This is a genomic window from Streptosporangium sp. H16 (assembly GCF_051918855.1).
Classification (GTDB): domain Bacteria; phylum Actinomycetota; class Actinomycetes; order Streptosporangiales; family Streptosporangiaceae; genus Streptosporangium.
Map to the genome: position 1 here is coordinate 169050 of NZ_JBPXMD010000014.1, position 25983 is coordinate 195032.

Genomic DNA, 25983 nt, shown 5'->3' on the forward strand with positions numbered 1-25983 from the left:
GGATCGGCACCCCGCTCACACCTCGCCGAGCAGACCCCCGACGACGGCGGCGGCCTGTGACCCACGGCCTTCGCCGTGGCCGAGCCGAGCCGAGCGACAAAGCCGAAAAGAGACGATCACCGCCCCCGTGGAGAAGGCCGTGAGCCGGCACTGCGCCGGCTACCCGGTGCGCCGTCCGCGTCCGGCGGCGCCGTCGGAAAGAACCCAGCCGGCCAGGAGATCCATGGCCTGCCGCGATGCCGTCCCGGCCTCGGTCGTGTAGACGAAGAGGGTCTGATCGGGATCGCCGGGCATCGTGAACGTCTCGTAGTCGATCGTCAGTTCTCCGGCGACCGGGTGCCGGAGGTGTTTGGAGCCGAACGTGCGCCGATACACGCCGTGTTCCTCCCACCACCGCCGGAACTCGGGGCTGCGCGCCGCGAGTTCGGCCACGAGATCCTTCGCGGCCTGGTCGCCGGGGTCGTTGCCGATGTCGAGCCGGAGGCTCTCGACGGCCGCGCGCGCCTGCACGTCCCAGTCCAGGAAGAGGTCTCGCGCCTCGTCGGTGAGGAACATCCACCGCGCGTAGTTCCGTTCCCGCGGCCGGAGCGCGTCGAAGTCCGTCAGCAAGGCCCTGGCCATGCGGTTGGTGGCCAGCACATCGGTCCGGCGGCCGAGGATCAGTGCCGGGTTGCCGTCCAGGGCGTCGAGGAACCGGTGGAGCCCCGGGCGGACCCTCTGGACGGTGGGGACGCGGCGGCGCGCCCCGGAGACGGGTCCGACCAGGTGTCCGAGGTGATCGCGGCCGGCCGCGTCCAGGCCGAGCGCACGGGCGATCGCGTCGAGGACCCCGGCGGACGGGGTGATCGGCCGGCCCTGCTCCAGCCGGGTGTAGTAGTCGGTGGAGACCCCGGCCAGCAGCGCAACCTCCTCGCGGCGGAGTCCGGGCACCCTCCGGACCCGGCCGTCGGCCGGCAACCCCGTGCGAGACGGGTCGACTCTGCCCCGAGCGCGCCGGAGGAAGTCCGCGAGCTCCCTGTTACCCACCGTCATGCCCACATTCTCGCAGGAACTGCACGGATCAACCTGGTCCGCCGCGTCCTAGGTTGTCCGGTCCGAGGATGAGAAGGGCAGGTTGTGGCCCTCCTCGGGGTGATCTCACCACGAAGACTGGAGTCCATGCCGCCGCCGAGCGGGGCCCGGCGGCGGAACACCGGCCCACCATCGAGGAGACGATCGACATGACCTACCCCACCGGCACTCCGGCGACCTGGTTCGTCACGGGTACCTCCCGTGGCCTCGGCCTCGAGCTCGTGCGGCAGCTGCTCGAGCGTGGCGACAACGTCACCGCGACCACCCGCTCGACCGAGCGCCTCGCCGAGGCCCTCGGGGGCGTGGACACCGAGCGGTTGCTGGCTCTCGACGTCGACCTCGCGGACGAGACCGCGGTCGCCGAGGCCGTTCGCCGCACCACCGAGCGCTTCGGAGGTCTCGACGTCGTCGTCAACAACGCCGGCTACGGCTTTCTGGCCTCGGTCGAGGAGACCACCGACGCCGAGGCCCGGCGGATGTTCGACGTCCAGATCTTCGGGCTGTGGAACGTGCTGCGAGCGGTGCTGCCCATCTTCAGGACCCGGAGGAGCGGCCACATCCTGAACATCTCCTCCGTGCTCGGCCTGGTCGCCCTTCCGGGCTGGGGCCTCTACTGCGCGGGCAAGTTCGCGCTGGAGGGTCTGAGCGAGGCGCTCACCGGCGAGGTCGCGGAGTTCGGCGTCAAGGTCACCGTCGTGGAGCCCGGCTACTTCCGGACCAGCTTCCTGACGAGCGACTCGCTGGCGCTGCCGGTCTCGACGACGGAGGGCTACGAGTCCATCCGCGAGATGACCAGGAACCACCTGGACCTGCAGGGAAGCCAGCTCGGCGACCCCGTGAAGGGCGCCGCCGCGATCATCTCCCTCGCCGTCTCCGGCGACGGGCCGCTTCGCCGGCTCCTGGGATCGGACGCCTACTCCTACGCCGGAGGCAAGGTCGAAGCCCTCAAGGCCGACATCGAAGCCGGCCGCGAGCTGGCCCAGACCACGGACTTCCCTCAGCCGTAGCCCGGGGCCGGCCGTCGGCGCCGAAAGTGATCACGACTCGGCCTGCCCCCGCGCCCGGATCGGCACCGACCGGCCTCGCGTACGCCGGTGGCGAACCCACCGGCGTACGCGAGGGGCCGCCGCCACGATCATCTAGGCTGCACGGTCGTGGAGTATTTCGTATACGGTCGTGACCGCCCCGGCGCCTTCGAGCTCAAGATGAGCCTGAGCGAGGAGCACTGGTCCTTCATGGACGGGTACGGGGAGACGCTGGTCGCCCGCGGCCCCACGTTGACCGGCGACGGCGACGAGGCCGTGTCGACGGGCAGCCTGCACATCGTCGACCTTCCGGACGCGGACGCCGCCCGCACGTTCGCCTACGCGGAGCCCTACCACCGCGGCGGAGTCTTCGAGTCGGTGCTGCTGTGCCGCTTTCGCAACGCACTGGGCCGCACCATGTGGGACTTCACCGAGGCCGTCGCCGGCTACGGCCGGTTCCTGGTGATCACCATGGGCGGGTCCGGCCCCGTGCCGGCCCCGTCGAGGCACATGATCGTGTGCGGCGAGCTGCTCGCCCTCGACGGCGAGGCGCGGATCGGCCGGGCGGCCGTGGTGGAGGCGCCGGACCGCGAAGCCGCCGCGGCACTGCTGCCGGCCGGCGGCGGCCGCACGGAGGTCCATCCCTGGCGCTTCGGCGGCAGACCCGCCCAGCGCTCGCCCGGCCGATGACGGCACGCCGCCGCGACGGCATGGCGGCGCCGCGGCTCACCCGATCCGCGGTGAAGCGGGGCTCGGGGCCGCCGGGGTCCCTGGGGTGGCGTACGGCGACCAGGAAGGACCGGGCGCTCAGATCCGTTCGGTGTGGCCCAGGCGGTGGCTGATGTCCAGGGCGCCGGCGATCATGACCGGCGCCAGCTCGTGCAGCCGCTCCTCGCTGAAGCGGTAGGCCGGGCCGGACGCGCTGACCGCGGCGACGATCTCGCCGTCATGGGAGCGGATGGGGGCCGCGACGGCGTTCAGGCCGATCTCGTACTCCTCGACGGTGACGGCGTAGCCCCGCTCGCGTACCTGGAGAAGCTGCGTCTCCAGCGCGGCGGCCGAGGTGATCGTGTGCGGGGTGTACGGCTTCAGGCCGCCCGCCGCGACCAGCCGGGCCCGGTGCAGGTCGTCGAGGTGGGCCAGCAGGACCTTGCCGCTGGAGGTGGCGTGCAGCGGGGTGAGCTCCCCGACCCAGTTGTGCGTGGTGACCGCCGCCGGGCCGCGTACCTGGTCCAGGTTGACCGCGTAGTGGGAGCGCAGCACGGCGATGTTGACCGTCTCGCCGATCTCCTCGGCGAGACGGCGGCAGACGGGGCGGCTCTGCTGGGTGAGGTCGAGCCGGGAGGCCACCCCGCCCGCGAGGCGGATGATCCCGAAACTGAGGCGGTACTTGCCCCGCTCCTCGGCCTGCTCGACCAGGCCGCGTGACTCCAGCGCGCCCAGCAGCCGGAACGCCGTCGACTTGTGCACCGATATCTCCTGGGCTATCTCGCTCACCCCGGCCTCGCGGCGCTCGGCGAGGATCTCCAGGATGGTGATGGCCCGGTCGACGGACTGGACTCCGCCACTGCTGTCGGCGGTACGGCCGCCGAGGAGATCGTTGCCCATAGCGGGACTGTAGGCGCTGGGGGGCAGCGAATGCCACCGGAGGAACAATCGCCGTTGCGAATGGTGCAGCTTATTGCGCTATTCGCTACAATTTTGGGCATTACCTCCTGCTGAACGAGGCGAGGCAGACATGTACGACTTCGTCATCGTCGGGGGCGGCTCGGCGGGAAGCGCCCTCGCGAACCGGCTGTCCGCCGATCCCGCCAACCGGGTGCTGGTGCTGGAGGCGGGCCGCCCGGACTATCCGTGGGACGTCTTCATCCATATGCCCGCCGCGCTGCCCTTCCCCATCGGGAGCCGCTTCTACGACTGGAAGTACGAGTCCGAGCCCGAGCCGCACATGAACGGCCGCCGGATCTACCACGCCAGGGGCAAGGTGCTGGGCGGCTCCAGCAGCATCAACGGGATGATCTTCCAGCGCGGCAACCCGATGGACTACGAGCGCTGGGGTGCCGACGAGGGCATGAAGACCTGGGACTTCGCCCACTGCCTGCCGTACTTCAAGCGCATGGAGAACTGCCTGGCCGCCGACCCCGCCGATCCCTGGCGCGGGCGGGGCGGCCCCCTGGTGCTGGAGCGCGGGCCGGTGCGCAACCCGCTGTTCGGCGCCTTCTTCGAGGCGGTGCAGCAGGCCGGATACCCGCTGACCGACGACGTCAACGGCTACCGCCAGGAGGGCTTCGCCCGCTTCGACCGCAACATCAGCAGGGGTCGCCGCCTGTCGGCCGCCCGCGCCTACCTGCACCCGGTCATGAACCGCCCCAACCTGGAGGTCAGGACGCGGGCGCACGTCACCGGCATCCTCTTCGAGGGCAGGCGCGCCGTCGGCGTCGAGTACGACGGCCGGACGGTCCACGCGGGCGAGGTGATCCTGTGTGGCGGCGCGATCAACACCCCGCAGCTGCTGCAGCTCTCCGGGGTGGGCAACGCCGCCGAGCTGGACGCCCTCGGCGTCGACGTCGTGCACGACCTGCCGGGCGTCGGTGAGAACCTCCAGGACCACCTGGAGGTCTACATCCAGTACGGCTGCAAGCTGCCGGTGTCGATGCAGCCCGCGATGAAGTGGCGCAACCGGCCGCTGATCGGCGCGCGGTGGCTGTTCCTGCGCAGCGGCCCCGGCGCGACCAACCACTTCGAGGCGGGCGGCTTCGCCCGGAGCAACGACGACGTCGACTACCCCAACCTGATGTTCCACTTCCTGCCCATCGCGGTCCGCTACGACGGCTCCGCGCCGGCGGGCGGGCACGGCTACCAGGTTCACATCGGGCCGATGTACTCCGACTCGCGCGGCTCGGTGAAGATCACGAGCACCGACCCCGCGGTCCACCCGGCGCTGCGCTTCAACTACCTGTCCACCGACCAGGACCGGCGCGAGTGGGTGGAGGCCGTCCGGATCGCCCGCGACATCCTGAACCAGCCCGCGATGGACGCGTTCAACGCGGGGGAGCTGTCACCGGGCCCCGGCGTCGAGACCGACGAGGAGATCCTCGACTGGGTGGCCAGGGACGGCGAGACCGCGCTGCACCCCTCGTGCACCGCCAGGATGGGCGTCGACGCCATGTCCGTGGTCGACCCGCTGTCGATGCGGGTCCACGGTCTCGAGGGGCTGCGCGTGGTGGACGCCTCGGTGATGCCGTACGTGACCAACGGCAACATCTACGCGCCGGTCATGATGGTGGCGGAGAAGGCGGCCGACCTCATCCTGGGCAACACCCCGCTCGCCGCCGAGCACGCGGACTTCTACCGGCACCGCGACGGCACGGCTCAACGGCCCTGACACTCACCGGTCGTTCGGTTGTTGTGCAAGGCGATGTCAATGCGAAGGCATGGGTGAGAGTCGACGACCGCGACCATCACCCCGGGCTCGCGCGGCCACCGAAATCGTGTGGGAACTCGGCGACCCCAAGGCGACGCGCGGGCCGATCCTGCAGTTGGCCGACACCGACGACCCGCCGGCCCGGGTCTTCTTCGGCACGTCGTTCGAGCCGGTCGCGGCCGAGTACGAGGAACGACTTGCCGCGTGGCGCAAGTGGCAGCCGGTCGCGCCGGCCGCATTCCGTTGATCCATCGTGTTCGACGGCCTGCGCCCCGAGGTTCGCGGCACGGCGGTACGTCAATCCGTTCCTTCCTCCTCGTCACTGTTGCCGCGCAGCTGTTCCAGGACGGCCAGGGGCGGCTCTCCCGTCCACTCCGGCCGTACGGGCGGAGTCTCTTCCCGTGGGACGGCCGGACACGTTGCCGGGCCGAGGGCCTCTCAGTCAGAGGGGCGCAGGGCGTCGGTGTAGGCGGTCAGGGCCTCGTGGCGACGCTGGAGCTCGGCGATGTCCCGGGCGAGGCGGGTGCGGTGGGAGTCCAGCATGTCGGTGTAGCGGGTGCAGCCGGAAGGTTCCGGCCCGTTCTCGGCACAGGGCAGGAAGTCGCGAATCGTGTCGGTGGGAAGGCCCGCGGCGAGTAACTCGCGGATGCGCCCGACCCGCTCGACGGACTCGGGGCGGTAGCGGCGGTAGTCGTTGCCGTCCCGTTCGGGATGCAGGAGGCCCTGATCCTCGTAGTAGCGCAGCAAGCGAGTGCTCACACCGGTCAGCCGGGACAGTTCGCCGATCCACATCGCATTCCCTCCAGGAAGGACTTGACCTTTACACCGATGTGAAGCCTCAACCTCATACGCATGAAACGGATTCCTGATCTCGTCACCACCGTCGTCGGCTCCGGCCCCGGCATCCTGCTCGCACACGGCGCGAGCGGCAGCGTCGCGGACAACTACGGGGCGTTGATACCGGTCCTGGCCGAGGGTCACACCGTCGTCGGCTCCGACTACCCGGGGTCGGGCGCCACCCCTCGGGCGGCCGCGGGCCTCACCTTGGACGAGCTGACCGACGCGGTGGTGTCCCGCGCAGTCGACGCCGGGGTGGAGACCTTCACCGTGATCGGCTTCTCCCTGGGCACCACCGTCGCCGTGCGGGCCGCGGCCCGTCACCCGGAACGGGTACGGGGGCTCGTGCTGACGGCGGGTTTCGCCAAGGCCGACAACCAGATCGACCTCTCCCTGGGGCTCTGGGAGTACTTGCTGAACCGCGGCGACGCCGAGGGGTTCGCCAGGATGCGTACGGTGAACGGTTTCAGCGTCGAGTTCCTCAACGGGCTGCCAGAGGAGCAGCTCGCCGAGTTGCTGGAGCCGGGCCCCGCCGGACCGCCGCTCGGGGTGGTGGAGCAGGCGGCCCTGGGCCGGTCCGCCGACACCCGGGAGAACCTGGCCGGGATCACGGTGCCGACACTGGTCATCGCGGCGACCCGCGACATCCTGGTCGACCCGGCCAACTCCCGCTACCTGGCGGACCACATCCCCGGGGCGCGATACGCCGAGGTGGACGCGGGGCACGTGGTGATGGCCGAACGGCCCGCCGAGTGGCAGGAGACGATCGAGAAGTTCCTGGCCGAGCACGGGCTCTGAGGAAGCCGTCGGTGAGGTCGCCGAGCACGCCGTCGGTGGGATCCGCGCTTGGTGGCCACCGCTTCGGCGAGGTGGTGCCGGGGCGCCCTGGCCGACCAGGACGCCGAAGGACACCAACAGGCGCAGGGCATCGACCCCGCGCTGATGGCGGCCCTGTGCCTGCCCAGGCGGCAGCGGGAGGTGGCGGCGCTGCGAGTCTTCCTCGACCTGGACACCGAGGCCACCGGCAAAACCCTCGGCATCGCTCCGGTCGCCGTAACCGCACGGTCCCCCGGGCCCCGGCGTACAGCAGCACGGTGAATCCACAGCATGCGGACAGTTTCGGTGATGGGTGTACTCGACTACTGTCCGTGCCTCTCTGGAGCGGAGGCAAGATGCGGGGGCAGATGGTAGGCGAACTGGGCTTCACCGTTGCCGAAGGAGAAGTTCTCCGCCGATGCCTCGACCAAGGTCACGAAGATGTCTTGGGGGCGGATGCCAGGAGTCTCGGCGAGGAGCTCGGCGATGCGAGCGAAGAGTGCGGCTTTGAGTTGACGGCTGCGCCCGGTGGCGAGCGTGATCTGGATCATGATGATCCCGTCAGTGCGGTCAATGCCGAGAAAAGAGGGATCGTAGACGAGTTCGCCGCTGCTGTGTTCGGTGAGGATCTGAAACTTGTCATCAGCAGGGATATCGAGGGTCTCGACCATGGCCTGGTGTACGCGGTCGCCCACTTGGCGGGCACGGCCGTGCTGGCTGCGATACAGCGATATCTGGACGAACGGCATGGCCTGCTCCTGATCGTGCTCTGGTTGGGTAAGTGGTTACGACGGTTTGTTTTCAAGCCGTCATGACCGAGGGGAAGCACTGTGTCCGCTCCCGCCGGGTGGGCGAAAGCGGACACAGGGCAGGCATCGCGGGATGCGATGGTCAGCCGAGCGGGCGGGCGTTCCAGACGTAGGCGGAGATCTTCTGCCCGCCGGCGACACCCGCGACGGTGTCGAAGCGGAAGTGGACGCCGTTATAGACGCGGCTGATGGCGTTCTCGGCCGCGGCGGAGCTGAAGGAGACGACGTTCCGGGTGACGCCACTGGCGTTCGGGTCGTCGGTGGTGCCCTTGTAGGGCATGGTGTCGGTGCCGAACCAGTTCTTCATGATCCCGGCCCAGGTCGCGCCGAAGGTGGAGTGGCCGGACTGGAAGGCCGCGAACGGCGGCGAGAAGTTGACGCCGTTGGCGTTGGAGGACAGGGGCAGCCAGTTCGGGTCGCCGACGGTCTTGTCGTTGTAGTCGTTGTCGGCGAGGGTCACCGCGCTCTGCGGGCGCCAGAGGTCGAAGTCGGTGTTCCACTTGGCGTCCCAGGCGACGATCGCGGCGTCGGCGAGGGCGACGGACAGCACTCCGAAGAGCTTGGCGGTGTAGAAGGAGCTTGCCTTCGGCTTGTAGGTCTTCAGTACGACCAGCGTGTGGTCGTACTGCTGGCCGGTGGGCTTGTAGGTGCCGTCCAGGTCGTTGGCCCAGAACCGGGCGATCTGGGTCTGGTCCGCGGTACGGACGGTGGAGTTCGCGGCGCCCAGGGCCTTGACCTCATTCAGGTTCTCGGCGTAGATGTCGCTGGGCAGCAGGGTCTCGGTGGTCTCCAGGCCACCCGGCTTGGCGGGGCGGAACTGGTCGGAGGAGGCGATCACCCAGGGCTTGACCTTGCCCCAGTTGGGGGCGCCGGGGGCGACGCCCGGAGTGGTCGGACGCCAGTGGCCGGGGGCCATGTTCGGGACGTAGGGGGTGGTGTCGGCCGAGCCGTCGTTGGCGCGGTGGGCGATCAGTGCCTTGGCGATGCGCGTGCCCTGGACCTTGCCGAGCTCACGGTCGCCGGCACTGGCCGAGCTGGGCAGGGCGAGGGCCGCGGCGAGGTCGTCGTCGAGGTTGACGGTGGGGAAGGCGGCCTTGAGGGCGTTGTAGGCGGCGTGGTCGATCGCCGAGTCGAGGGCGCCGAAGCGACGGAACAGTTCGCGGGAGCGGCTGAGGTACGGCTTGCCGACCGGATAGATGGAGTTGACGGTGTCGTAGACGGCGATGTTCATGAGGGCGCCGGCGCGGGTGATCGGGCCTACGATGCCGCCCGCCTCCCGGGTGGCCTGGAGCATGGCGCGCTCCCAGAACAGGACGTGGTCGGGGCCCGCCTTCTTCGCCACCTCGGCGGGAACCGACTCCACCGGGTTGATCGTGTGGTAGCCGGGCGGTTCGGTCGGGTAGTCCGCGGCGAGAGCCGCCTGGCCGGGGATGGCGGCGGTGAGGGCGGCGAGGAGGATCGTCGCTGTCAGGGCTTTCCTGCCGTTGAGGCGGGAGGGGGAGGAGCTGGGCATGCCGGGTCCTTTCCGGAGCCGGAAGAGGGGCCACGCGCCGGTCGGCGGGTGTGGGCGGGGGCGATCGCCGGGCTGTGCCTCGGGTGTCGTCCCGCAACCGAAGTTAGTTGTCCGGGGGGGTGGGTGACGGTCGCCTCCTCGATGCGAGAAATCGGCATTCTTGATGAGGTGCCGAGGAGTGCGGGCATGCCGAAAGGGGCCCCGCGCGGTCGGCGCGGGGCCCCTGGGTGGCGTCGTCTCAGCGTGCTGCGGCGCGCAACCTCGTGTTCTCCGCCTCGAGGTCGGCGATTCGCCGTTCGAGGTGGACGAGGTGAAGGTGGAGTGGCTGTGCCATGGCCTCCACCTCCTGCAGGCTGTAGCGGGGAGTGATGTGCTGGGGGCAGTTCCAGTCGTAGGCCTCGACGGTGATGAGGATGACCCGCTCCACGACGCCCCGGTGGTCGGCCGGTGTGACGACGCTCAGGAGGTCGGGGGCTGGGTCTTCCTCGGAGGCGGCGGTGCCCAGGATCTTCAGCCGGCTTCGGTTGGGATAGTCCATGAGCAGCAGTGCCACCCGGTCGTTGCCGTGGAGGTTGCCGGTGGTGATGTACTGCCGGTTGCCGCGGAAGTCGGCGAAGGCGAGGGTGGCGCCGTCCAGAACGTGAAGGAAGCCCGGCGGGCCGCCGCGGTGCTGCACGTAGGGCCAACCGCTCTCGCCGGTGCTGGCGAGGTAGAAGCTGTCTCGGGAGGCGATGAAGTCGGCCTCCTGGTAGGTGAGCCGGTCGGCCTCGGAGGGTCCTTGTTCGGTTCGCGCGTACGCGGTGCGGCTGCCGTGCCGCACCTGTCGGGCGCGTACCGGCGGAGTGAACGCGAGCTGGGCGTAGCGGCTGGTCACTGTAACCCTCCTGGCTGGACGGCGAGGTCGGTGTTGTTCACCACCAGTAGGTGGGGTAGCGCGCTGTCACCCCGGTGCGTCCGGCGAGGAGGCCGACGACCACGAGGACGAGGGTCGCGGCGGCCAGGATCGGGAGGAACGGCACCGGGGGCGACTGCTGGACGACCACGATCACCGCGGTGGCGGCGGCGGGTGAGTGCGGCGTCCGGGCGAGGGTCATGACACCGAGGGCCAGGCCGCCGGCGACGGCCGCGGCCCAGTTGGAGTGACCGAACAGGGCCAGGACGGTGAATCCGGTGAGCGCGGACAGCAGCTGGCCGCCGATCACGCTGCGTGGTTGCGCCAGTGGCAGGGCGGGCGCGCCGAAGACCAGGGCGGCACTGGCGGCCAGCGGGGGGATCAGCCAGGCCTGGTCCAGCAGGGCACCGAATGCGACGAGGGCGAGCAGGGCCAGGACGGCCCCCAGGGTGGCGACGGTGGTGACGGCCATCTTGGGCCGGGCGGGTGCTCGGCTCGCGAGCTTGTGCCTCGCGGCCGCCGTGACGGTCTGGTCGGACATCGGCTTTCCTTGTCGAGGCGAGGGCGATGAGGCGGAGGAGTGCCCGCGAGCACCCTGCCGAGACGGCAGCGGTGCTCGCGGGCGGGCGGTCTGGCCGGTACGGGGGGGAAACCGGCCGACCCGGCCCGGAGAAAAGCCGTCCGGTCCGTGGAACGCGACGGTTGACCTTTCCGGCGTCGCGGGGCTCAGCTGTTGTGGCTGACCAGCGGCCAGTCGATGGCGACGTCGGTTGCCTTGTTGAAGTAGTTGGTGAAGATGTTGAGCGCGGCGTTGGCGATCACCTCGGCGATCTCGGCGTCGTCCAGGCCGGCCGCCGCGGCGGCCTTCAGGTCGGCGTCGTCGAGGCTGCCGCGGGTGCGGACCAGGGTGGTGGCGAGCTTGAGCGCCGCGGTGGTCTTGGGGTCGGCGGACCTGGCATGGCGCGCGTCCTGCGCCTCGGCCTCGTTCAGGCCCGCCAGGTTGGTGGCGATGTAGGTGTGCGCCGACAGGCAGTAGTCGCAGGAGTTCTCCTGGGCGACGGCGAGCGCGATGCCCTCACGAACGCCCGCCGGCAGGACGCCCGCGCCGAGCGCCCCCGAGAACTCCAGGTAGGCCTTCAGGACGGCCGGGCTGTTGGCCATCACCTTGGTCATGTTCGGAGTGACGCCGAGTGCCTTCTGGACCGCGGCGAGCAGGTCCGCGGCGGGGCCCTTGGCGGTCTCGGGGTCGATGATCGGCAGGTGGGACATACGGTCCTCCGGGGGGTTGGCAACCGCCTGTATATAACGGTTGGTCGGCCTTCTTTTCGTTAGAAGCATGACACACCTTTCTCATGCCTGCAAGGCAGGCGTACCATTAGAAGATGAGAGTGGAAAGGCTTGAGGGCGGGGGCGCCCCGATGTTGGGCGAGCCCCTGCCGATCGAATTGGCGAACGCGAGCTATGCCGTGCGCGGCACCCTCGTGGACGGACTGCAGCGGGTGGAGCATGTGGCCGCCTGGTTTCGGGACCAGCGGGATCGGTTCGCCGTGCCGTTCGACGACCGTGATCTGCTGTCGGTGACCGCCGAGGACCTGGCGGCCACCCGTGCGCTCAGGGACGCCGTCCGCACCCTGATCAAGGCGGCCGTCCAGCGTGCCGAGATGCCGCCAGGGACCACGGGGACAGTGGGGGCCGTGGGGGCCGCGGAGACCGCGGCGGCCGTCGAGGTGATCAACCGGCAGGTGCGGGTGGTGCCGCGCTGGCGTGAGCTGTCGTGGGGCGAGGGACCGCAGGCGCTGGCGCGCAGCTCGGCCGACCTGATGGCCACGGCGCGCGCGGAGATCGCCCAGCAGGCCGTCGATCTGCTCGGTGGTTCGGACATCGCCCTGTTGAAGGCCTGTCACGCTCCAGGGTGCGTGCTGTACTTCCTGAAGGACCACCCTCGCCGGGAATGGTGCTCGGCGGCGTGCGGGAACCGTGCGCGGGCCGCACGGCACTACAAAAACGTCAAGCAGACCCGTTGACGCCGTCCGCAGGGTGGGAGCGCACGGTTCCCGCCCCGCCAGGGCCGAGCCGTCCACCTCCGGTGGGCCGCGCTCAGCGCACCGACCGGACCTCTTGCCCGGCCGCCGGCACGCTGTGGTCCGGGTCGACGGCAAGGGGCGGGGCGGGCGTGCCGCCCGAGGCGACGGCGCGCGGTCCCAGCCTGGCCGCGACCGCGAGACAGGCCGACACCAGCACGATGTTCTTGATGATGTACTGCCCCTCCAGCGTGGGCACCAGCAACGTGCCGTGCTCCCAGACCGCGTCGGGCGCGATGACGAGCGTGGCGAAGACGCCGCTCATGTGGACGAAGAACACCGCGAGCGTCGTCCGCAGCAGCAGGCCCGTGATCAGGCCAAGGCCGATGGCGACCTCCATGACGGCCAGCAACGGCAGGCTGACCTCGGCGGGGACCAGCCCGAAGGAAAGCACCCCCATGCACCGGGCGGCGATGTCCTCGGCCGGACTGGCGCCCGGGATGAATTTCAGGGCGCCGAACCACACGAAGACCACCCCCACGCTGATCCGCAGGGCGGTGTCGCTGAAGGGGCGGTAGCGCGCCGCGAGGGCCGCGGCGCCGGACGTCGCGCGCCGGTGGGCATGTTCCATGGCAGAGCTCATGTGACCCGTCCTTCGGTCGTTCCGGGGCCAGCCGGAGACAGGGGCGACCGCACGTTCGACGGCGTGCGGCCCGGGAGGCGCGGAAAGGTCCGCGGTGCGGCAGGAAGGACGGAACGCACGGGGGAAAGGCCGCCACATGGTGAGGACGGAGGCCGGCCCGGGATGCGCCACGTGCCCTTGCGCACCCCGGACGTTAGCCGCGTGTCGTGGCCCGCGGCGTCCGCGTCTTCGATATCTGAGATCGGGGTGGCCGATCTGTGCGCGCGGCGTCGTCGGCCGGATCCGACGGTGCCGCTTGGCGCCCGGTCTCCGACGGGTCTCGACGACGCCTCTGGCGCGTCCGGGTCAGATCCACCGCGAGCCGGCCCACGCCGCCCCTTCGAGGATCGCAAGACGGCGCCGGCCCCATGGGCGTCCGCCGTCGCCTTTCGGGGTACGGCCTTGCCGCATGGCGAACACGCGACGACGCGATGAACTCTTCTTCTCCGCCGGGAAGCCCCAAGGAGGGGTGACCCCCATGGGCGAGCCGTGCAACCCGGTTCGGAAACGCGGCCGTTCGGCCTGTTCGCACCCCTGAGGCTGAGCGCGCGCTCAGCATCGAACCCTCGCGATCGCCTCAAACGGCGAAGTTGGCCTCCTGTTTCCGGAAAGGTAATTTCCGGGCGGGGGGTGTCACGGATCGTGACCGTGCGCGGGGTGAGGGGCACCGGATGGTCGTCGTCGCCTCCGGCGAGCCCTCTTCGACCCTGCCCGCCCTCCACGCGCCGAGGAAACCGGGGCGGTGAGAGTTTCCCAGAGGCCGTCCATCGACCGGCCGGCGCCGTGACAAGCCTCTTCACTACTATGGGCCTCGAAGATCGGGCCGCCGCCAGGGGGCGCCGTCGTGGCCGTCTCACATCCGGCCGGGCGCGGCGCCGGTCTCGCGGACGAAAACGGGTCACCAAAAAAAGTGATCTTGATATGTGACTCTCGGTCGACCCTTACTCGCGAGGGCGCCCCCTGGGGGCCTATTGCCAAAAGGGTCACCTCGTGCAAACATTCCTAACGGTAGAGAGTCATTACAAGCATTACAAAGAGCTATCAGGTGGCCTTTTGCTGCGGGGAGCCATGAACCTGACCCTGTACCAACTCAAAACATTCTGGGACGTCGCCAAAACAGGAAGTCTCACCAGAAGCGCAAAAAACCTTGGATATTCACAGTCGAGCGTCACCACGCACATACGCGCCATCGAAAACAGGGTGGGCGCACCGTTGTTCTATCGGCTCCCGCACGGGGTGCGGCTCACCACGGCTGGAGAGACTTTCCGGGTTTATGTCGGGAAAATATTCTCAGTCATGGATGAGATGTCTACAGCGATGAGGTCCAGCGGGGAGGCCGCCGGCCGGGTCGTGGTCGGCTCCACGGTCTTGCTGATGGAGTACGAGATGAGCGAACTCGTCCGGGAATGCCGCTACCGCTATCCCGGCGTGCAGGTCTCGCCCAAGGTCATGGCCGCGGCCGAGATAGAGAACGCCGTCGCCGCGGGCGACATCGACATCGGCCTCACGCTCACCACCGATCCGGCCGACGAGGTCCCCCGCATTCCCGGTATCAGCCGCCAGTCGCTGTTCAGGGTGCCGCTGGTGCCGGTCGGCCTATCCTTTTCCCCCTCCTCCCCGGCGTCCCTCCTTCCAGAGCGGCCCGGTCCGTGTGTCGAGCGGGTGCTCGTCGTCGATCCCGACTGCGCCGCCCAGGAGGTGTTGCTGCGCCATCTCAAGGTCGAGTACGGCATCGATCCCCCGATCATGGAGACCGGCTCCACCCGCAGCGCGCTCTCCCTGGCCGGGGCCGGGCTGGGAGTCGCCATGGTTCCCGAGACGGCCATCGACGCCGACCTGACCCGAGACGGCCTGACCGTGCTGGAGGATCTGCCGCGCACCGACACCTACGTCCAGGCCCTCTGGGCGGGCAGCACGTGGCTGTCACCCGCGGTCTCCGCCTTCTTGGAATTGGTCCGCAAGGCGCGCGGCACCGTGGCCCAGACCCGTACCGGCATGCGGACCCTGCAGGCCGAGGCAAGCCTGTCGTAAAAGGCCCACGACTCTTTCGGATCAGCGCTCCATCCGGTCGGCACAGACGATGTGCCGGCCGTCGCTTTTTCCCGGCCCGGCGACCCTGCTGGTCACATCGGGATTTCAAAAACACCGATGCCTGATATCAACTCCTTGCGAAAACCTGCACCAGAGGCGCTCATAGAGTACTGAGCGCGGTTTGCGCGGCCATGACGCGAAAACCAATTCGACGCGAGGAGAAGAACATGAACGGCGTTCATTACATCCAGAACGTATTCCGTAGTGGTTTCGAGCTTGACACCCTGGAATGGGTACCGTGGACCGAGCCCGGCCGCATCGGCGTCGAGCACCACGTCCTGTGGGCCCCGGACGCCGAGCAGGGGGAGGACTCGGTCGGCCTGCTCCTACGTTTCCCGCCCGGCGCCCACGGTGACTACCACGAGCACCTCGGTTTCGAGCTCATGCTCGTCCTCGACGGCTCGCTTGACCACAGCGACGGCAGCAGCTACGGCAAAGGCGACCTTGTCGTCGAGGCACCTGGCACACAGCACCAGATGTCCAGCAGCAAGGGCTGCACCGTCTTGGCCATCCGTACCCGGCCGGCCGCAGCCCGCACCCCCGATCGGCCCATCCGCCCGGTCGGCGCCGCCGCCGGCGCCTGAACTCAAGGCAGTGTTCCCGCGTTCCCGCGTTCCCGCCGTTCCGTTCCATCGAGCACGTGAGGCCCTGTCATGCACCCACCTGCCATTCCCGCGCCGACGCTAACCCCTCATGCCGGGCGGGTCCGGCGCATCCTGGTGTCGAGTGTCTCCTCCGACTCCCACACCTGGAATCTGGTGTTCCTTCAGCTTCTTCTGGAGGAGACCGGTGCACAGGTCGTCAACCTGGGCGCCTGTGTACCGGACGATCTCCTGCTCGCCGAGTGCCGGCGCCTGCACCCGGACCTCGTCGTCATCAGCAGCGTCAACGGCCACGGCCACCTGGACGGCCGCCGTCTCATCGCCCGGCTGCGGGCCGAGCCCGATCTGGCTGATCTGCCCGTTGTCATCGGCGGCAAGCTCGGAACTCAGGGCGTGGCCAATACGGCCCTGGGGCCGGGCCTGCTCGCCGCCGGCTTCAACGCCGTCTTCGAGGGGTCCGGCGGCGTGGAGGAGTTCCAGCGGTACCTGGCGGCCCCCACACAGGCCCTCGCATCCAGCAACGCCGCATCGTGACCACTCATCACACTCCCCGTCTCGGGCGCTTCGCCGCTGCGGTGGCCGAGGCTCGTGCCGCCGGTGAGCTCCTCGTCCAGCCACGCATGGGCTTTTCCACACTTACCGAGATGGCCGCCGGCCTGAATGCGGTCGGTCGTGCCCAGGCCCGCACCGTCGGCACCATCACCCTCGACAGTTACACCCGGGTGGGAGACCACAACTCCGCCCGACGCGCACTGGTTGAAGGCGCCGAGCTCAACGGCTTCCCGATCGTCGCCCACGGCGGTGCCGCCACTCGCGCCATGATCGTCGGCGCCGGAGCAGAAGGCCTGCCCATCCAGGTGCGTCACGGCACCCCGTTGCCGCTCGGCGTCGTCGAGGCCCTGATCGACGCGGGACTGGACGCGACCGAGGGAGGTCCGGTCTCGTACTGCCTGCCCTATAGCCGTACTCCTTTGAACGAGGCCGTCCGCGCCTGGGCACACAGCTGTGAAGTCCTCGCCGAGAACGTCCCCGGTGCCCACCTGGAGAGCTTCGGCGGCTGCATGCTCGGCCAGCTGTGCCCGCCCTCGCTGCTGGTGGCGCTCTCGGTGCTGGAGGGATTGTTCTTCCGCCAGCACGGCCTGTACAGCATCTCGCTCAGCTACGCCCAGCAGACCGACTTCACCCAGGATGTGTACGCCATCCGCGCCCTGCGTCGGCTCGCAGCCGAGCACCTGGGCGACACCGACTGGCATGTTGTGCTCTACACCTACATGGGCGTCTTCCCACGTACGCCTCACGGCGCCCTGGAACTGCTGCGCCGCAGCGCCCGACTGGCCGCGCATACCGGCACCGAACGGCTCATCGTCAAGACACCCGCCGAGGCCCACCGCATCCCCACTATCGGAGACAACGTTCAAGCCCTCGAAGAAGCCTGGGCCACCGCGCGCACCACCCCCCACCCCGCCGTCCCCGCCGACGACGAAGACGGCGACCCAGAACTCGGCCTGGCCGTCCATCAGGAGGCCCGCGTATTGGTCGAGGCTGTGCTCAACCTGCACCCGAACCTGGACCGGGCCCTGCGCGAGGCCTTCCGGCTGGGCATTCTCGACGTCCCGTACTGCCTGCACGCCGACAACGCCCAACGCGCCCGTAGCTACCTCGACGCCGAGGGCCGGCTGCGCTGGCTCACCGTTGGCCGCATGCCACTGCCTGTTGTGCAACGGGCCGGCGCGGCACCGCTGAGAGCGGACGACCTGCTCGGCATGCTCTCTCACCTCCAGCGCACCTTCGACCGCCAGGCGCTCACCGGGCACCACCGCCAGGCCGCCCGCCGACTCACCGCGCCCGGCACGGCCTGACCGGCCGCCGCTGCCGCCACGACCAGCCCAGCCTTGGTAAACGAGGGAAACTATCGTGACCAGAGACGCCTATCGAGCGCGTCCGCTCAGTATCGCCATCATTGGTACCGGCCCCCGAGGCCTCTCCGTCCTGGAACGCCTCATCTACCGCCTACGCCGCCTCGATCTTTCCGATCGGGTGGTGCGCGTCTATGCGATCGACGCCGTCGAGGTCGGAGCCGGGCGTATCTGGCGTACCGACCAACCCGACTGGTTCACCATGAACACCGTCGTCGGCCAGGTCACCATGTACTCCGGTGAACCAGATGACGGCCCGGCGCGGCCCGGCGCCGGGCCCTCGCTCGGACAATGGATCGCTGAACAGGCCCGCGCCCATGGCCAGCAGCCGCTCGGCTCCGACGACTATGCCTCCCGGCAGCGCTACGGCCAGTACCTGCGCTCCGTTTTCGACACCATCCGACAGCACCTGCCGGCCGGCACTGAACTGCTGCCCATCCACGACCGGGTCACCGCGCTCACTCCCCGGCCCGAGGGCGGCTACCATCTCGAACTCGAGCACGGCCAGAGCCATCTGACAGTGGACAAGGCCGTCCTGGCCACCGGCCACCCCACCAATGCCCCCACCGCGTTCGAGCGGGAGCTACTTGACTTCACCGCGCGCCACCCGCACCTGCACTACCTGCCAGCCGACTCCGCCGCCGAAATGGACCTGTCCACCACCAGTGTCCCGCCTGGAACCGCCGTCGGCATTCTCGGCATGGGCCTGTCCTTTTACGACGTGATGCTCAGCCTCACCATTGGCCGTGGTGGAACGTTCACCACGGCCGACGGCTCACTGGTCTACCATCCGAGCGGTGCCGAGCCTCATCTCATCGCCGCCTCCCGTAGCGGTCTGCCCATTCCCGCGCGCGGCCGCAACCAGAAAAGCCCCCAGTACAGCCACTTGGCCCGCTTCCTCACCCGCGAGGCCCTGGCCGCCGCCCGCGGCCGCCGATACCTCCTGACCGGCAGCCCCAGACTGGACTTCGACGAGGACGTGCTCCCGCTACTGCTACGCGAAGTCGAGCACGTCTACTACACAACACATGTGCGCAACCGCTCCGGCGAGGCTGCCGCCGAGACCTTCGCCCGCGGTCATCTCGCTGCGGCGGGCGACCCGCGGGCCGTCCATAAGCTGCTCGCCGACACTGGCCTGACCGATGTGGACCCGCTCGACATCTTCGCCCTCGCCCGCCCTTTCGCCCACCGCCACTACCCCACTCCTGCCGCCTTCCGCGCCGAGCTGCTCCAGCACATCCGACACGACCTCGACCAAGCGGAACTCGGCAACCACGACGGCCCGCTCAAGACCGCTCTCGACGTTCTGCGCGACATCCGCAACATAGTCCGCGAGGCGGTCGACTACGGCGGTCTGCTGCCAGACTCCCACCGCCAGGCCTTTCTCACACGTTTCCTGCCCGTCAACGCACTGCTGTCGGCCGGGCCGCCCCGGGATCGGGTACGCCAGATGCTCGCACTGATCGAAGCCGGACTGGTCGAGGTCGTCGGCCCCGACGCCCGTTTCACCCTCGACGAGAAAGCCGCCCACATCCACGTCCACTCGCCGCAGGTTGACGGCTCCGGACGCCACCTCCACACCCTCATTGACGCCCGCATCCCCACCCCGCACCTCGCCAGCGACACCTCCCCGCTCATCCGCCAGCTCGTCGCCGACGGCATCGTCAGCGAGTATGTCGTCGAGGATCTGGCCTGCAGCCAACGCCGCGACACCGGAGGGATGGCGGTCACACCCGCCCCGTTCTACGTCGTCAACCACGCTGGCAAGGTGCTCACCGACCTCTACGCCATCGGCATCCCCACCGAGCACACCCGCTGGTTCACCCAGGTCGGCAGCAGCCGGCCCGGCGTCAACACCCTCTTCTACCGAGACGCCGACGCGATCGCCGAAGACCTGCTCACCACCCCAGCACCACATCCGGTCGCCGTTTCCTCGCCACGGACCGCCGTGGCCCTGGCCAGTCGCACGGACCAACGGTGAGCCGCGCCCTGTCGCCGGCCGGACAGGAGTTTCGCAAGGCCCGCGATTTCCTGCTGGCCCGGCGTGACGACCCTGAGGGCGCCTACCGGCAATTCCGCTGGCCCCGGCCGATGTACTTCAACTGGGCTTTGGACTGGTTCGACCCGATGGCGAGGGGAAACCACTGCACCGCCTTGCAGATCACCGGCAACGGTGAGAACCACATCGTGACGTTCGACCAGCTGGCCCACCGCTCCGATCAGCTCGCCGGCTGGCTGGGCGCCCACGGCGTGCAGCGCGGCGAGGCGATCTTGCTTCTGCTCGACAACCGCGTCGAACTCTGGGAAAGCATGCTGGCGGCTATCAAGATCGGCGCGGTCATCGTGCCTACCTACACCACCGCCACCGTCGACGACCTCGCCGACCGGATCAGCCGTGTGGACATCCGTCATGTCATCGCCGAAAGCCGCCTCACTGCCCGGGTCGCCGCCGTGCAGGGGGGAGCAGTGACCAAAATCGCCGTCGGACCGCCAGCTCCGGGCTGGCTGGAGTATCACGACTCCCATCGCCACGCCCCAGGTTTCCACCCGCATGGCCGTACCCGCGGCGACGACACGCTCTTCTTCTACTTCACCTCCGGCACCACCTCCCAGCCGAAGATCGTCCGCCACACCCACCTCAGCTACCCAGTCGGCCACCTGTCCGGCATGTACTGGAACGGCCTGCGCCCCGGCGACCTCCACCTCAACATCTCGGCCCCGGGCTGGGCCAAACACGCCTGGAGCTCATTCTTCGTGCCCTGGAACGCCGAGGCGACCATCCTGGCCCTGGCCCCCGGCGCCGACACCCCACCAGACATCCTCGACACCCTGCACCGGCACCCTGTCACGGCTTTTTGTGCTCCGCCGACCGTCTGGCGTTCACTCGTCGCCCACGGGCTGCCCGAGCCTCCCGCCCACCTGCGAGAGGCGACCAGCGCCGGCGAACCGCTCGACTCGGCCACCTTCCACGCCGTACGGCACGCCTGGGGCCTAGAGATCCGCGACGGCTACGGCCAGACCGAGACCACCGCCCAGATCGGCAACCCCCCGGGCAGGCTGGTCACCCCCGGCCGGATGGGGCTGCCGTTGCCTGGTTACCGTCTTGCCGTCCTCGATCCGGATACCCGGGAGCCTGTTTCAGACGGGACCGTGGGGGAGCTCTGCATCGATCTCTCAGACCAGCCTGCCGGTGTCATGACCAGCTACCAGGGGGATAAGGCCCGCACCGACGCGGCCTTCATCAGCGGTCACTACTGGACCGGTGACCTGGTGACCCGTTCTGCCGATGGTTACCTGACCTACGTCGGCCGCGTGGATGACATGTTCAAGTCCTTCGACCACCGCATCTCACCGCTGGAACTGGAACACGCACTGCGTTCCCACCCGGCTGTGGCCGACGTCGCCGTCGTCCCGGTGCCGCATCCCATCGGTCAATGGGTACCGCATGCGTTCTTGGTGCCAGCTACTGGATGGCGAGCTGAGGAGGCCACCACCCGGGCCGTTCTCGCCGCGGCCCATGCCCGCCTTCCGGTCGAAAAGCACATCCATTCCGTGACCTTCACCGATAGCCTGCCCAAAACACTCTCCGGCAAGATTCGCCGAGCTGAACTACGTACCACGGCGACCTGTTGACCTGGGGTACCGCTAAGAAACCGGAAACAGCCGCTTACCTCCTGCCGGAGGGGTGGGCCGGCCGGTGTAACAGCTCGAGCTGCTTGGCCTGCAGGTCGGTCACGTACCTACTCCCGAGTCGGTGGACGGCGATCGTGCCGCGCGGCGGAGGTGAAGTCGAGGTGGGCCGGGTTCGCCGCAGGCGTGCGGCGAACCCGGCCGCCGGGGATCACTGCTTGGGCATCAGCACGGTGTCGATGATGTAGACGGTGTCCAGCGTCTCCTTCGGAATCTTGGCGAAGGCGTCGTTGGTCGGGGCGAAAACGGTGACGCCCCGGTCACAGGGCGGCGGGCAGGCCGAACGCCGGGAACATCGACGGTTGTTCGAAGGCGGTGATATCGGTCAGCCGGCCGTGCTCGATGTGGAGGACGGTGAGGACGAACGGACGGAACGCCTCGTCGCCGGGCCGGCGCAGGTAGCCGGCCGCGCCGGGCCGGCCGTTGGCGGTGATCGGCAGCAGCCGCCAGCCGCCGAGGGCGTTCATGCCGGCCCGCAGGGCGCGGGCGGTCTGCTCGCGGCCCGTCCACCGCCCGATCGCCGGGGAGATGGACAGCCGGACGTCCTCGTGCAGTACCGCGATCAACGCCTCCGCGTCGGCCTGTTCGTGGGCGGCGATGTAGCGCTGGAGCAACCTGCTCTGGTCCGCGTCGGGTTCGGCGGCCGGGGCCCAGTCCAGCCGGCCGCCGGGCCAGTGCCGGTGCAGCGTGGCGTGGGCGCGTTGCAGGGCGCTGTTGACCGCGGGCACGGTCGTCTCGATGAGGGTGGCGACCTCGCCGGCGGGCCAGGTCAGCACGTCGCGCAGGATCAGCACCGCTCGCTGCCGCGGCGGCAGCACCTGGATCGCCGCCAGGAACGCCAGCGACACCGTCTCCCTGCTCACCGCCGTCGCCTCCGGGCCCGGCTGGTCGGCGGCCGGCTCGTCCAGCAGGGCGTCCGGATAGGGCTGCAGCCATGGCATGGTCGCGACGGACGGCTCGGTGCCCGACGGCGCCCCGATCGCCCGGCGGGCGTCGCGGCGCAGCGTGTCCAGACAGGCGTTGGTCGCGATCCGGTACAGCCAGGTACGCGCGCTCGACCGGCCCTGGAAGCTCCCGCGCGAGCGCCAGGCCCGCAGGAACACCTCCTGGACATGATCCTCGGCCTCGTCGAACGAGCCGAGCATCCGGTAGCAGTACACGTGCAACTCGCGCCGGTGGCGGCGGGTGAGATCGTCGAAGTCCGGCTCGTCGCCGCTCACTGTGCTCCTCCTGTCCGGGGCCCGGGCCAGGCCCATTCTGGCGCGGCCGGATGTGCGGGTGCTCGCGCGTTCGCGTGCCGGGGGCCGGGGGAGTGGCGGGCCGGCGAGCGACCGATGAGTTTCGCCGGCCCGCACGTCTGTACGGATGAACGGCCTCACGGAGGACGACTGTGCAGATGAACGGCCTCGTGGAGGACGACTGTGCGGATGGACGGCCTCGTGGAGGACGACGCGACGACGGAAGGGAGCAAGACGATGACGCTTGTGGAGGCGAACATCTCGATGTCGCTGGACGGCTTCGTCACCGGCCCGAACCTCGACCGGTACCCCGGACTGGGCGAGGGGGGCGACATCCTCCACGCCTGGATCGACGAGGACCGGAGCATGGACCTCGCCATCGGGGAGGAACGCCAGATCGCCGGGGCGGTCATCACCAGCCGGAAGGTCTACGACGAGACCGAGGGCTGGGACGCCGAGGACGGGTTCTACCGGTTGCCGGTGTTCGTGGTCACCCACCGCCCGCACGACGTGGTCGTGAAGGGCGAGACCACGTTCACGTTCGTCACCGGGGGCGTCAAGCACGCCGTCGAGCAGGCGATCGGGGTCGCCGGGGACAGGCGGGTGCACATCATGGGCGGCGCCGGCATCATCCGGCAGGCGCTGGCGGCCGGGCTGGTCGACGAGCTGTTCCTGCACGTCGCCCCGGTGATCCTGAACGGCGGGACCCGGCTGTTCGATCACCTCGGCGGTCCGATCCGGCTGGAGCGGGCCGAGGTGATCGAGTCCCGCCACGCCACTCACCTGCGGTACCGGGTCCTGAACTAGCGCGCCGGCCGAGCCCGGGTCCGCCGGTGGCGGGCCGATGACACCGGCTCGCCGGTGCGGGTGACGCGGCGGCGAGATCATGACGTGCCGTGCTGGGAGGTGCGACGGGGCGCGGCGGCGTCAGGGAGCGCCCGGGAGGCGGGCCTCGTGCGTAACCCGCTTAAAGTTGTGTCATGAGCAACGAGCTGGAGAGAGATGGCGCTGCGGTGCAGTCCGTCGACCGCGCGCTGTCCGTCCTGCGGCTGCTCGCCCGGCACGGCGACCTGGGCGTCAGCGAGATCGCCGCGGAGCTGGGGGTCCACCGCTCCACGGCGTTCCGCCTCGTCATGACGCTGGAGCTGCACGAGCTCGTCGAGCAGACCGCCGACCGGGGAAAGTACCGCCTGGGGGTGGGGATCGTCAGGCTCGCGGGCGCCGCGACCGTCAGGCTCGACGTCGTCCGCGAGAGCCGCGCCACCGGCGAGCGGCTCGCGGCGGCGGTCGGCGAGACCGTCAACGTGGCCATCCTCGATCGCGACGAGGCCCTGTACGTCGACCAGATGGCGGGCCCCTCGGCCCTGCAGGCCTACAACTGGGCGGGACGGCGGGTGGCGCTGCACGCGACGTCCAACGGCAAGGTGCTGCTGGCCCACGCCCCGAGGGAGCGGTTCGAGCGGCTGGCCGCCGGGCCGCTGCGCCCGTTCACCGACCTGACCGTCACCGACGCCGGGCTGCTGCGTGAGGAGCTCGACGCCGTCAGGAGGCGCGGGTACGCCACCGCCGCCGACGAGCTGGAGATCGGCCTGACCGCGGTGGCGGCGCCGATCTTCAACGTCGAGGGCGCGGTCGTCGCCTCGATGAGCGTGTCCGGGCCGACCTTCCGGCTGCCGTCCGAGCGACTCCCCGGGGTGGCCGAGCAGGTGATGGCCGCCGCGAGTGAGGTCTCCTCACGATTGGGCTGGCACGGTAATGAAGACCGTAAAGCCTTGACTGCATGAACAAAAAGGGTCGATTCTGTTCCTCGTTAAGCATTCTGATGCGTCATACGCAACGGATCATGCGGTAACCGGAAGGACGGCCGCTCGATGTCAGATCTCTACCTCGGTGGCACCTGGAGGGATCCCGTCGCGGGCGGCCACCGTGAGATCCGTTCACCGGCCGACGGCGGCCTGGTGGCGACCGTGTCGGAGGCCACCCGGGCCGATACCGAGATCGCGATCGCTGAGGCCCGCGCGGCCTTCGACGAGGGCACCTGGGCGTCCACCCCCGAACGCGAGCGCGGCGCGCTGCTGCTGAGAGTGGCCGACCTGCTCGAACGAGACGTCAAGAACGTGGCCAGGGCCGAGTCGCTCGACACCGGCAAGCGGCTCGCCGAGAGCGAGTACGACGTCGCCGACGTGGTGGCCTGCCTGCGCTACTTCGGCGGCATCGCCGGGACCGACGCGGGCCGCGTGATCGACACCGGCCGCGACGACGCGATCAGCCGCGTCGTCCACGAACCGGTCGGGGTCTGCGGCCTCATCACCCCGTGGAACTACCCGCTGCTGCAGGCCTCCTGGAAGGTCGCCCCCGCGCTGGTCGCGGGGAACACCTTCGTCCTCAAGCCCAGCGAGCTCACCCCCTCCACCGCGATCCTGTTCATGCGCCTGCTGGAGGAGGCCGGGCTGCCCCCGGGCGTCGGCAACCTCGTCCTCGGGGCGGGCGCCGAGGTCGGCGCCCCGCTGGCCGAGCACCCCGGCGTGGACATGGTGTCGTTCACCGGCGGCCTGGCGACCGGCCGTACGATCATGGCGTCGGCGGCGGCCACGGTGAAGAGAGTCGCGCTGGAACTCGGCGGCAAGAACCCCAACATCGTCTTCGCCGACGCCGACGTCGAGACCGCCCTCGACTTCGCGCTCACCGCCGTCTTCCTCCACTCCGGGCAGGTCTGCTCGGCCGGCGCCCGCCTGCTGGTCGAGGACTCCCTGCACGACACCTTCGTCGACGAGCTCGTACGACGCGCCGCCCGCATCCGCCTCGGAGGCCCCTTCGACCCCGAGGCCGAGACCGGCCCGCTCATCTCCGCCGCGCACCTGGCCAGGGTCGAGGCGTACGTCGCGTCCGGCGTCGCGGAGGGCGCGGTGCTGCGGTGCGGCGGGGAGAGACTCCCCGGCGCGGGCCACTTCTACCCGCCGACCGTCCTCGACGAGTGCCACCGGGGCATGCGGGTGGTCCGCGAGGAGTCCTTCGGCCCAGTCCTCACCGTCGAGCGCTTCGGCGACGAGGACGAGGCGGTCCGCCTCGGCAACGACACCGACTACGGCCTGGCCGGGGCGGTGTGGACGCAGGACGCGGGGAAGGCCCAGAGGGTAGCCGGGCGGCTCAGGCACGGCACCGTCTGGATCAACGACTACCACCCCTACGTCCCGCAGGCGGAGTGGGGCGGTTTCAAGCAGTCGGGCATCGGCCGCGAGCTGGGCCCGGCCGGCCTGGCCGAGTACCGGGAGACCAAACACGTGTGGCAGAACGTCCGCCCCCGCCCGCAGCGGTGGTTCCGCAGCTGACGGACGACCCCCCGTCCCCAGACGACC

At 69.7% G+C, this 25983-nt stretch carries 27 protein-coding genes and 1 pseudogene; 17 read left to right on the top strand and 11 right to left on the bottom strand.

What is annotated here, in order from left to right:
* Positions 1 to 159 precede the first annotated feature (159 nt).
* Entirely contained in the window at positions 160 to 1032 is an 873-nt protein-coding gene (locus ACTOQ2_RS23900; RefSeq protein ID WP_440102302.1) for a helix-turn-helix domain-containing protein, read from the bottom strand.
* 188 nt (positions 1033 to 1220) lie between these two features.
* Between ACTOQ2_RS23900 and ACTOQ2_RS23905 the strand changes: the two genes are divergently transcribed.
* Both ACTOQ2_RS23905 and ACTOQ2_RS23910 read left to right on the top strand, forming a co-directional pair.
* The gene (locus ACTOQ2_RS23905; RefSeq protein WP_440102304.1) at positions 1221 to 2078 is read left to right on the top strand and encodes an SDR family NAD(P)-dependent oxidoreductase; all 858 of its coding nucleotides are present in this window, start codon (positions 1221 to 1223) and stop codon (positions 2076 to 2078) included.
* Positions 2079 to 2225: 147 nt separating this feature from the next.
* On the top strand, positions 2226 to 2786 hold the full coding sequence (locus tag ACTOQ2_RS23910; RefSeq protein ID WP_440102306.1) for a YciI family protein: 561 nt from the start codon (positions 2226 to 2228) through the stop codon (positions 2784 to 2786).
* A gap of 117 nt (positions 2787 to 2903) precedes the next feature.
* Here ACTOQ2_RS23910 and ACTOQ2_RS23915 read toward each other — a convergent pair whose 3' ends face one another.
* On the bottom strand, positions 2904 to 3704 hold the full coding sequence (locus ACTOQ2_RS23915; protein ID WP_440102307.1) for an IclR family transcriptional regulator: 801 nt from the start codon (positions 3702 to 3704) through the stop codon (positions 2904 to 2906).
* 130 nt (positions 3705 to 3834) lie between these two features.
* Between ACTOQ2_RS23915 and betA the strand changes: the two genes are divergently transcribed.
* Both betA and ACTOQ2_RS23925 read left to right on the top strand, forming a co-directional pair.
* Positions 3835 to 5481, top strand: a complete 1647-nt coding sequence (gene betA, locus ACTOQ2_RS23920) for a choline dehydrogenase (protein WP_440102309.1) — start codon at positions 3835 to 3837, stop codon at positions 5479 to 5481.
* Between the two features lie 106 nt (positions 5482 to 5587).
* The gene (locus tag ACTOQ2_RS23925) at positions 5588 to 5767 is read left to right on the top strand and encodes a hypothetical protein (protein ID WP_440102311.1); all 180 of its coding nucleotides are present in this window, start codon (positions 5588 to 5590) and stop codon (positions 5765 to 5767) included.
* 191 nt (positions 5768 to 5958) lie between these two features.
* Here ACTOQ2_RS23925 and ACTOQ2_RS23930 read toward each other — a convergent pair whose 3' ends face one another.
* On the bottom strand, positions 5959 to 6312 hold the full coding sequence (locus ACTOQ2_RS23930; RefSeq protein WP_440102312.1) for a MerR family transcriptional regulator: 354 nt from the start codon (positions 6310 to 6312) through the stop codon (positions 5959 to 5961).
* Positions 6313 to 6372: 60 nt separating this feature from the next.
* Between ACTOQ2_RS23930 and ACTOQ2_RS23935 the strand changes: the two genes are divergently transcribed.
* Together ACTOQ2_RS23935 and ACTOQ2_RS23940 are read left to right on the top strand one after the other, a co-directional pair.
* Positions 6373 to 7155, top strand: a complete 783-nt coding sequence (locus ACTOQ2_RS23935; RefSeq protein WP_440102314.1) for an alpha/beta fold hydrolase — start codon at positions 6373 to 6375, stop codon at positions 7153 to 7155.
* Positions 7156 to 7203: 48 nt separating this feature from the next.
* A complete protein-coding gene (locus tag ACTOQ2_RS23940) occupies positions 7204 to 7455 on the top strand; it encodes a hypothetical protein (RefSeq protein ID WP_440102316.1) in 252 nt (83 codons plus the stop codon).
* Positions 7456 to 7496: 41 nt separating this feature from the next.
* On the opposite strand, the gene ACTOQ2_RS23945 is transcribed toward ACTOQ2_RS23940, so the two are convergent.
* The 5 genes from ACTOQ2_RS23945 to ACTOQ2_RS23965 form a co-directional block, all read right to left on the bottom strand.
* Complete coding sequence (locus tag ACTOQ2_RS23945; protein ID WP_440102317.1) at positions 7497 to 7922, bottom strand: tautomerase family protein; 426 nt, start codon at positions 7920 to 7922, stop codon at positions 7497 to 7499.
* A gap of 142 nt (positions 7923 to 8064) precedes the next feature.
* A complete protein-coding gene (locus ACTOQ2_RS23950; protein WP_440102319.1) occupies positions 8065 to 9495 on the bottom strand; it encodes a vanadium-dependent haloperoxidase in 1431 nt (476 codons plus the stop codon).
* Between the two features lie 238 nt (positions 9496 to 9733).
* Positions 9734 to 10369, bottom strand: coding sequence for a pyridoxamine 5'-phosphate oxidase family protein (locus ACTOQ2_RS23955; protein WP_440102321.1), 636 nt, complete (start codon positions 10367 to 10369; stop codon positions 9734 to 9736).
* Between the two features lie 37 nt (positions 10370 to 10406).
* Complete coding sequence (locus ACTOQ2_RS23960; protein WP_440102323.1) at positions 10407 to 10928, bottom strand: HPP family protein; 522 nt, start codon at positions 10926 to 10928, stop codon at positions 10407 to 10409.
* A 185-nt stretch (positions 10929 to 11113) separates the two neighbouring features.
* Positions 11114 to 11656 (bottom strand): carboxymuconolactone decarboxylase family protein, encoded by a 543-nt coding sequence (locus ACTOQ2_RS23965; protein ID WP_440102325.1) that lies wholly within the window; start codon positions 11654 to 11656, stop codon positions 11114 to 11116.
* Between the two features lie 113 nt (positions 11657 to 11769).
* Here ACTOQ2_RS23965 and ACTOQ2_RS23970 point away from each other — a divergent pair, with 113 nt between their 5' ends.
* A complete protein-coding gene (locus tag ACTOQ2_RS23970; RefSeq protein WP_440102327.1) occupies positions 11770 to 12411 on the top strand; it encodes a CGNR zinc finger domain-containing protein in 642 nt (213 codons plus the stop codon).
* 73 nt (positions 12412 to 12484) lie between these two features.
* Here the strand turns inward: ACTOQ2_RS23970 and ACTOQ2_RS23975 are convergent, their stop codons facing one another.
* A complete protein-coding gene (locus ACTOQ2_RS23975) occupies positions 12485 to 13051 on the bottom strand; it encodes a DoxX family membrane protein (RefSeq protein WP_440102328.1) in 567 nt (188 codons plus the stop codon).
* Positions 13052 to 14158: 1107 nt separating this feature from the next.
* Here ACTOQ2_RS23975 and ACTOQ2_RS23980 point away from each other — a divergent pair.
* The 7 genes and pseudogenes from ACTOQ2_RS23980 to ACTOQ2_RS24010 all read left to right on the top strand — a co-directional run.
* Positions 14159 to 14338, top strand: a pseudogene (locus tag ACTOQ2_RS23980) (helix-turn-helix domain-containing protein); the annotation flags it as partial.
* 57 nt (positions 14339 to 14395) lie between these two features.
* Entirely contained in the window at positions 14396 to 15121 is a 726-nt protein-coding gene (locus ACTOQ2_RS23985; RefSeq protein ID WP_440102386.1) for a substrate-binding domain-containing protein, read from the top strand.
* Between the two features lie 227 nt (positions 15122 to 15348).
* The gene (locus ACTOQ2_RS23990; protein ID WP_440073694.1) at positions 15349 to 15765 is read left to right on the top strand and encodes a cupin domain-containing protein; all 417 of its coding nucleotides are present in this window, start codon (positions 15349 to 15351) and stop codon (positions 15763 to 15765) included.
* A gap of 69 nt (positions 15766 to 15834) precedes the next feature.
* Positions 15835 to 16317 carry a cobalamin B12-binding domain-containing protein gene (locus ACTOQ2_RS23995; RefSeq protein WP_440102330.1) on the top strand — a complete coding sequence of 161 codons (483 nt, stop codon included), beginning with the start codon at positions 15835 to 15837 and terminating at the stop codon, positions 16315 to 16317.
* On the top strand, positions 16314 to 17642 hold the full coding sequence (locus tag ACTOQ2_RS24000) for a methylaspartate mutase (RefSeq protein ID WP_440102331.1): 1329 nt from the start codon (positions 16314 to 16316) through the stop codon (positions 17640 to 17642). The genes ACTOQ2_RS23995 and ACTOQ2_RS24000 overlap by 4 nt, the downstream gene beginning before the upstream one ends.
* A gap of 55 nt (positions 17643 to 17697) precedes the next feature.
* The gene (locus ACTOQ2_RS24005; protein ID WP_440102333.1) at positions 17698 to 19680 is read left to right on the top strand and encodes an FAD/NAD(P)-binding protein; all 1983 of its coding nucleotides are present in this window, start codon (positions 17698 to 17700) and stop codon (positions 19678 to 19680) included.
* Positions 19677 to 21332 (top strand): AMP-binding protein, encoded by a 1656-nt coding sequence (locus tag ACTOQ2_RS24010; protein ID WP_440102335.1) that lies wholly within the window; start codon positions 19677 to 19679, stop codon positions 21330 to 21332. Before ACTOQ2_RS24005 ends, ACTOQ2_RS24010 begins: the two co-directional genes overlap by 4 nt.
* Before the next feature lie 208 nt (positions 21333 to 21540).
* Here ACTOQ2_RS24010 and ACTOQ2_RS24015 read toward each other — a convergent pair whose 3' ends face one another.
* Together ACTOQ2_RS24015 and ACTOQ2_RS24020 are read right to left on the bottom strand one after the other, a co-directional pair.
* Positions 21541 to 21711: a fasciclin domain-containing protein gene (locus tag ACTOQ2_RS24015; RefSeq protein ID WP_440102388.1), complete on the bottom strand. Its 171-nt coding sequence runs from the start codon at positions 21709 to 21711 to the stop codon at positions 21541 to 21543.
* On the bottom strand, positions 21650 to 22609 hold the full coding sequence (locus ACTOQ2_RS24020) for an RNA polymerase subunit sigma-70 (protein ID WP_440102337.1): 960 nt from the start codon (positions 22607 to 22609) through the stop codon (positions 21650 to 21652). Before ACTOQ2_RS24020 ends, ACTOQ2_RS24015 begins: the two co-directional genes overlap by 62 nt.
* 207 nt (positions 22610 to 22816) lie before the next feature.
* Here ACTOQ2_RS24020 and ACTOQ2_RS24025 point away from each other — a divergent pair, with 207 nt between their 5' ends.
* From ACTOQ2_RS24025 to ACTOQ2_RS24035, 3 genes are all read left to right on the top strand, one after another.
* Positions 22817 to 23434: a dihydrofolate reductase family protein gene (locus ACTOQ2_RS24025; RefSeq protein WP_440102338.1), complete on the top strand. Its 618-nt coding sequence runs from the start codon at positions 22817 to 22819 to the stop codon at positions 23432 to 23434.
* Positions 23435 to 23607: 173 nt separating this feature from the next.
* A complete protein-coding gene (locus ACTOQ2_RS24030) occupies positions 23608 to 24411 on the top strand; it encodes an IclR family transcriptional regulator (RefSeq protein WP_440102340.1) in 804 nt (267 codons plus the stop codon).
* 87 nt (positions 24412 to 24498) lie between these two features.
* Complete coding sequence (locus ACTOQ2_RS24035; RefSeq protein WP_440102342.1) at positions 24499 to 25956, top strand: aldehyde dehydrogenase family protein; 1458 nt, start codon at positions 24499 to 24501, stop codon at positions 25954 to 25956.
* The last annotated feature ends 27 nt before the right edge of the window (positions 25957 to 25983 follow it).

Bases quoted from the DNA above. Each gene is read 5' to 3' on its own strand.
- ACTOQ2_RS23900 (WP_440102302.1), bottom strand. From the start codon at position 1,032: ATGACGGTGGGTAACAGGGAGCTCGCGGACTTCCTCCGGCGCGCTCGG.
- ACTOQ2_RS23905 (WP_440102304.1), top strand. From the start codon at position 1,221: ATGACCTACCCCACCGGCACTCCGGCGACCTGGTTCGTCACGGGTACC.
- ACTOQ2_RS23915 (WP_440102307.1), bottom strand. From the start codon at position 3,704: ATGGGCAACGATCTCCTCGGCGGCCGTACCGCCGACAGCAGTGGCGGA.
- betA (WP_440102309.1), top strand. From the start codon at position 3,835: ATGTACGACTTCGTCATCGTCGGGGGCGGCTCGGCGGGAAGCGCCCTC.
- ACTOQ2_RS23930 (WP_440102312.1), bottom strand. From the start codon at position 6,312: ATGTGGATCGGCGAACTGTCCCGGCTGACCGGTGTGAGCACTCGCTTG.
- ACTOQ2_RS23935 (WP_440102314.1), top strand. From the start codon at position 6,373: ATGAAACGGATTCCTGATCTCGTCACCACCGTCGTCGGCTCCGGCCCC.
- ACTOQ2_RS23945 (WP_440102317.1), bottom strand. From the start codon at position 7,922: ATGCCGTTCGTCCAGATATCGCTGTATCGCAGCCAGCACGGCCGTGCC.
- ACTOQ2_RS23950 (WP_440102319.1), bottom strand. From the start codon at position 9,495: ATGCCCAGCTCCTCCCCCTCCCGCCTCAACGGCAGGAAAGCCCTGACA.
- ACTOQ2_RS23960 (WP_440102323.1), bottom strand. From the start codon at position 10,928: ATGTCCGACCAGACCGTCACGGCGGCCGCGAGGCACAAGCTCGCGAGC.
- ACTOQ2_RS23965 (WP_440102325.1), bottom strand. From the start codon at position 11,656: ATGTCCCACCTGCCGATCATCGACCCCGAGACCGCCAAGGGCCCCGCC.
- ACTOQ2_RS23970 (WP_440102327.1), top strand. From the start codon at position 11,770: ATGAGAGTGGAAAGGCTTGAGGGCGGGGGCGCCCCGATGTTGGGCGAG.
- ACTOQ2_RS23975 (WP_440102328.1), bottom strand. From the start codon at position 13,051: ATGAGCTCTGCCATGGAACATGCCCACCGGCGCGCGACGTCCGGCGCC.
- ACTOQ2_RS23985 (WP_440102386.1), top strand. From the start codon at position 14,396: ATGTCTACAGCGATGAGGTCCAGCGGGGAGGCCGCCGGCCGGGTCGTG.
- ACTOQ2_RS23990 (WP_440073694.1), top strand. From the start codon at position 15,349: ATGAACGGCGTTCATTACATCCAGAACGTATTCCGTAGTGGTTTCGAG.
- ACTOQ2_RS23995 (WP_440102330.1), top strand. From the start codon at position 15,835: ATGCACCCACCTGCCATTCCCGCGCCGACGCTAACCCCTCATGCCGGG.
- ACTOQ2_RS24025 (WP_440102338.1), top strand. From the start codon at position 22,817: ATGGACGGCCTCGTGGAGGACGACGCGACGACGGAAGGGAGCAAGACG.
- ACTOQ2_RS24030 (WP_440102340.1), top strand. From the start codon at position 23,608: ATGAGCAACGAGCTGGAGAGAGATGGCGCTGCGGTGCAGTCCGTCGAC.
- ACTOQ2_RS24035 (WP_440102342.1), top strand. From the start codon at position 24,499: ATGTCAGATCTCTACCTCGGTGGCACCTGGAGGGATCCCGTCGCGGGC.